This window comes from Streptomyces sp. NPDC059853 (assembly GCF_042731495.1).
In the GTDB taxonomy this organism is placed as follows: Bacteria; Actinomycetota; Actinomycetes; order Streptomycetales; family Streptomycetaceae; genus Streptomyces.
Genome location: NZ_JBHWJL010000363.1, coordinates 1 through 4665, shown reverse-complemented (window position 1 = coordinate 4665; position 4665 = coordinate 1). Strand labels below are relative to the sequence as shown.

The window sequence follows — 4665 nt, the reverse complement described above, 5'->3', positions numbered from 1 at the left end:
GGCGCTGCCATCGAGGGTGGGTAGCCCGCGGCCCGGTCCCGGGGGGACCGGGTACGCGGTGCGGACGGCAGGGGGGTGGGCTGAGCCCCTCCCGACGTGCCCATCGCTTCCCCCGGCCAGGGGCGCAGCATCCGGCGCGACGCAGGCAACGGGGCAACGGAACGAGTCCGTGCCCCCGGCAGTTGCTGCGCCCGGCCGGGGGCACGGACTCGGATCGGTGACCGGTGGCTCAGCCCCCGCGGGCCGCGTCGTCCTCCACCTCGTCGCCCGGCTCCTCCTCGGCGCCTACCTCGGGTTCGTCCGTGATGTGTACGGACGCCTCTTCGGCCGAGGCGGCGCCCCCGTCGATGCCGACGTCCTCGCCGAGCACATCCGTACGGCGCCGGCCCACCTCGTTGACCTCCGTCAGCCGGCCGGCGCGCTGTTCGCCGCGGATCTCGGCCCGGGGTTCGCCCTCGCCGTGCGGAACGTCGCCGATAACTTAAACATACTCCTGCGCGACATCAGGGTTATCAAGGCCAAGCCGCAGGTCCAGGGACTCCCCCTCGCGTTCTTCCTCGTCCGTCGTGCCGAAGGAGTCCACCGCGAGCGGGCGTTCCGGCGGGGAGTACCCCTCCGCCATCTGGTCGTCGAGGTCCCGTTCGTCGAGCGTGTTCTCCATGTCGGGCTGTTCGCTCGGCGGCAGACGGCCGTCGTCCTCCGGCGGCTGGTACACGTCGTCGCCGCGTCCCTTGTCGTCCATGGGATGCTCCTTCCCCTCGGCGTTCGGCTGTCCGGCCCGGCGGAGCGCGGGAGCCCCGCCGGCCGCGGGGTCAGCGGCCGAGGGCCTTGCGCAGCTGTTCCTTGTTCATGGACGACCGGCCGTCGACGTTCTTCTTCCGCGCCTCGGCGTACAGCTGGTCCTTGGTCGGGCCCTGCGCGCCCTGGTGCGAGCGCTCGCCGCCGCGCCGGTAGGCGGACTTGGGGTCGCGGGTGGAGGTCTTGCTGGCCGTCCTGGTCTCACCGGCCCGCGCCCGCTGCTTGTTGACGGTACGGGCCGCGATCTCCTTGGCCCGGCCCTCGGACGCGCCGCGCTTCTTCTGGCCCTTCTTGATGTGCTCGTACTGGCGTTCTTCCTTCGCGTTCGATCCGGCCGGCACGGCTCGCTCCTCTCCTTCTCCTGCTTCGGGCGGCTGGGGCTCCAGGGCCTCCCGGGCTTCCGGGGCCACCAACCTGCCCCTTCGGGTAGCCCGTGTGCCGGTGTCCGAAACGTGCCGGGGGTGCGCCGGGGGGCGCGTACGCCGTTGACCTGCGGTTTCGCTCGACCGCCCGGGGCCTCGCCCGTATCTGCCGGGCGGCTCCGAGGACGTACGGTGGCGCGGCCGCCGCTCGGCCGGCCGGCCGGTTCCGGACCGGCGTCCGCGGGCCGCCGGAAACCGGAGTGCTGACGGGGGATAGATCGACGCGACCGGCCGCGTCTGAGTCATGACAGCGCAACGACAGGCCCTTGGAGGGTTCATGACCGTACAGTCCACGCTCCGGCGCACCCTGCTCACCGGTGCCGCCACGGCCGCGGCCCTGGTGGTGCTCCTCCCGCAGCCGGCCCTGGCCGGCGGGATGGACGTGATCGAGGTCCGGGCCTACGAGCCGGTCGCGATCAACGACCAGTGGGTGATGGGTCTGCTGCCCGAGGGCAACCAGAACTATGTGGTCTCCTCCCCCGCGTCCTTCGAGGCGGACCTCGATGCCGCCAGGAACTACCCGGGCAGCGACATCCGTCCCGAGAGCATCAGCGCCGGCGTGTACGGGGAGGACGGCGAGATCGTCCTGGTGGAGGGGTCCTGGCGGCTGGCCGGCGGGGTGCCGTTCATCGAGGTCACCCCCGAGGGGCAGGACTGGGGCTACGGGGCGCAGCCGGTGGTGCTGGAGGACGGGGAGGGCTGGGGCACGTACTACTTCGACCCGGCCGCGTGGCCGCTGGAGGGCGTCGGCACGTACACCGTCACCGCTTCGGACGCCGACGGTCACGTGTTCGACGAGATCGAGGTCTCCCTCGGCTTCTGACCGGCAGCGGACACCCCCACATGACGCGTGCACCCGAAGCCCACGACGCCGACTTCCGGGCCTTCGCCACCGGCAGGTGGCCGCGGCTGCTGCGGACGGCGTATCTGCTGACCGGCCACCACCACGACGCGGAGGACCTGGTCCAGGTGGCGCTGGTGAAGGCGTACGCGCGGTGGCACCGCGTGACGCAGGCCAGGGACCCGGACGCCTATGTGTGGCGCATTCTGATCAACGCGCACCGCGACCGGATCCGGGGGCTGCGGGTCTTCGAGTGGCTGACGGTCCGGTTCCCGGAGCGGTCCGAGCGGGACCGGACCGAGCAGGTGCTGCACCGCGAGGTGCTGGCGCGCGCGTTGCAGCGGCTTCCGCCGCGGCAGCGCGCCGCCGTGGTGCTGCGTTATATAGAGGACCGCACGGAGACGGAGGTCGCCGCGCTGCTCGGGCTGCGGATCGGCACGGTGCGCAGCCGGGCGGCACGCGGTCTGGAGAAGCTGCGCGCCGACCCGGCGGTCCGGGAACTGCGTGCCCCGGCCGGAGAACAGGAGGTGACGGACGGTGCCGGAGCGGCAAAGCGGAGCGGCGTTCGCTGAGGAACTCCGCCGGGCCATGGAGGCGGAGGCGGGCGCGGTGGAGCCGGGGCCGGTCCCGGTGGACGACCTGATCCGCCGGGGCCGGGCCCTGCGCTTCCGGCGGCGCGCGGCGGTGGTGGCGGGCGCGGGCGCGGTGGGTGTGCTGGCGGTGGTGCTGGCGGCCGGTCCCCTCTGGTGGCCGGGTGGCGGTGCGGCGGGTGACGGGGAGGTTCCGCCGGCCGCCACCGGCGGGCCGCCGGACCCCGGTGGTGCGGACGGTGCCGGCGGCGGCCCAGCGGTGGAGGTGGAGCCGTACGAGCCGTGGGTCGTCAATGACGCGTTCGTGCTGGCACTGCTGCCGGAGGGTGCGCAGAACTATCTGCTCTCGTCGCCCGAGCGCTTCGAGGAGAACCTGGAGACGGCCCGGGATGCGCACGGCGACGGCATCGGGCCCGACAGCATCAGTGTCGGCTACGACTTCGGCACCGACCCGCTGGTGTTCGGTGTCTGGCGGCTGGCGGGGACGCCGTCCCGGATCGTGGTGGTGCCGGAGGACGGTGGCGGGGTGTACCCGGCGACGCTGGTGACGCTGGCCGGGGAGCCGGGCTGGGGCGTCTACTACCTGGATGCCGCCTCGCTTCCGTCGCTCGCCGAGGGCTTCCGGGTGATCGCCCATGACGCGGACGGCCGGGTCTTCGCCGAGTTCCCGGTGGCCACGGCCGGGTGAGGGCCGCACCCGGGCTGTTTCGCGCCGGCGGCCCTCACCCGGGGCAGCGTGCACGCCCCACCGGCACCGACCCCTCCATTCACTCTTTCGGGTGATGGCGGGGGGAGTGCGCCGCGCGGCCGGGCGCAGGTCGGCAGGATGCGCAGGGCGTGCCCGGCCGCCGGCGGGCTCAGGGGAAGGGGCAGGTGACGGAGGGTGCTGATGGGGTCGTTCGCGGACGGGGTGGCGCGGTGAGCGCGGGCCGTCCGCTCCCGGAGACCGCGATCGGTGCGGCACGGCTGCGGGAGGTGAGCGAGAACGTCTACGCGTATGTCCAGCCGGACGGTTCGTGGTGGATCAACAACACGGGGTTCCTCGTCGGCCGCCGGGGGGTGGTCAGTGTCGACGCCTGTGCCACCGAGGCCCGTACCCGGGCCTATCTGCGGGCGATCGCCGGTGTCTGCGACCAGCCCGTGCGGACACTCATCAACACGCACCATCACGGAGACCACACCTTCGGCAACCATCTGTTCGGCGGGGCCACGATCGTGGCGCACGAAGGGGTCCGGCAGGCGCTGCTGGACTGGGGGGAGCCCCGGTCGGCCCCGTACTGGACGGATGTGGACTGGGGGGAGATCGAACTCGCCCCGCCGTTCCTGACCTACCGGGAGGGCGTCACCGTCCATGTGGACGACCTCGTCTGCGAGGTCAGCCATATCGGGACACCGGCCCACACCACCAACGATTCGGTGGTGTGGATCCCCGGCCGGAAGCTGCTGTTCAGCGGTGATCTGCTGTTCAACGGCGGTACGCCCTTCCTGCTCCAGGGCTCGGTCAGCGGTGCGCTGCGGGCGATGGGGACCCTGCGGGCGCTGGGGGCCGAGACCATCGTGCCGGGGCACGGGCCGGTCTGCGGGCCGGAGGTGATCGACCGGGTCGAGGGCTATCTGCGTTTCGTGCAGGATCTCGCGCGCCGGGGCCGGGAGGCCGGGCTGACCCCGCTGGACGCCGCCCGGGAGACGGACCTCGGTCCGTACCGCGAGCTGCTCGATCCCGAGCGCATCGTGGGCAATCTGCACCGGGCCTACGCGGAACTGGACGGTGTCGAGCCCGGTGGCCGGATCGACGCGGTGGCGGCCCTGGACGACATGGTGACGTACAACGGGGGGAAGCCGCTGAGCTGTCATGCCTGAGGGGTCGCGCCTCCGGGCGGGCCCGGGAGGGTCGCCGCACGGCGCCGCCCCTCCCCCGGGGGGCCGGGGAAGGGGCGGGCGTGGTGGGGTGCGGCGGCCGTCAGTAGGCGCTGTTGACGTTGTCCATCGAGCCGTACCGGTCGGCGGCGTAGTT

At 73.1% G+C, this 4665-nt stretch carries 5 protein-coding genes and 1 pseudogene; 4 read left to right on the top strand and 2 right to left on the bottom strand.

Going from position 1 to position 4665, the window contains the following annotated elements; translation table 11 throughout:
* Positions 1-229 precede the first annotated feature (229 nt).
* A pseudogene (locus ACFV5N_RS24935) lies at positions 230-742 on the bottom strand (DUF5709 domain-containing protein).
* 70 nt (positions 743-812) lie between these two features.
* Positions 813-1139, bottom strand: coding sequence for a plasmid stabilization protein (locus ACFV5N_RS24930; protein WP_385603947.1), 327 nt, complete (start codon positions 1137-1139; stop codon positions 813-815).
* 358 nt (positions 1140-1497) lie between these two features.
* On the opposite strand from ACFV5N_RS24930, the gene ACFV5N_RS24925 reads away from it, so the two are divergent.
* The 4 genes from ACFV5N_RS24925 (at position 1498) to ACFV5N_RS24910 (ending at position 4511) form a co-directional block, all read left to right on the top strand.
* Positions 1498-2043, top strand: coding sequence for a hypothetical protein (locus ACFV5N_RS24925; RefSeq protein WP_385603944.1), 546 nt, complete (start codon positions 1498-1500; stop codon positions 2041-2043).
* Positions 2044-2063: 20 nt separating this feature from the next.
* A complete protein-coding gene (locus ACFV5N_RS24920; protein WP_385603942.1) occupies positions 2064-2633 on the top strand; it encodes a SigE family RNA polymerase sigma factor in 570 nt (189 codons plus the stop codon).
* Positions 2599-3339 (top strand): hypothetical protein, encoded by a 741-nt coding sequence (locus ACFV5N_RS24915; protein ID WP_385603940.1) that lies wholly within the window; start codon positions 2599-2601, stop codon positions 3337-3339. The genes ACFV5N_RS24920 and ACFV5N_RS24915 overlap by 35 nt, the downstream gene beginning before the upstream one ends.
* A gap of 230 nt (positions 3340-3569) precedes the next feature.
* The gene (locus tag ACFV5N_RS24910) at positions 3570-4511 is read left to right on the top strand and encodes an MBL fold metallo-hydrolase (RefSeq protein ID WP_385603937.1); all 942 of its coding nucleotides are present in this window, start codon (positions 3570-3572) and stop codon (positions 4509-4511) included.
* Positions 4512-4665: the final 154 nt, after the last annotated feature.

Bases quoted from the DNA above. Each gene is read 5' to 3' on its own strand.
- ACFV5N_RS24920 (WP_385603942.1), top strand. From the start codon at position 2,064: ATGACGCGTGCACCCGAAGCCCACGACGCCGACTTCCGGGCCTTCGCC.
- ACFV5N_RS24925 (WP_385603944.1), top strand. From the start codon at position 1,498: ATGACCGTACAGTCCACGCTCCGGCGCACCCTGCTCACCGGTGCCGCC.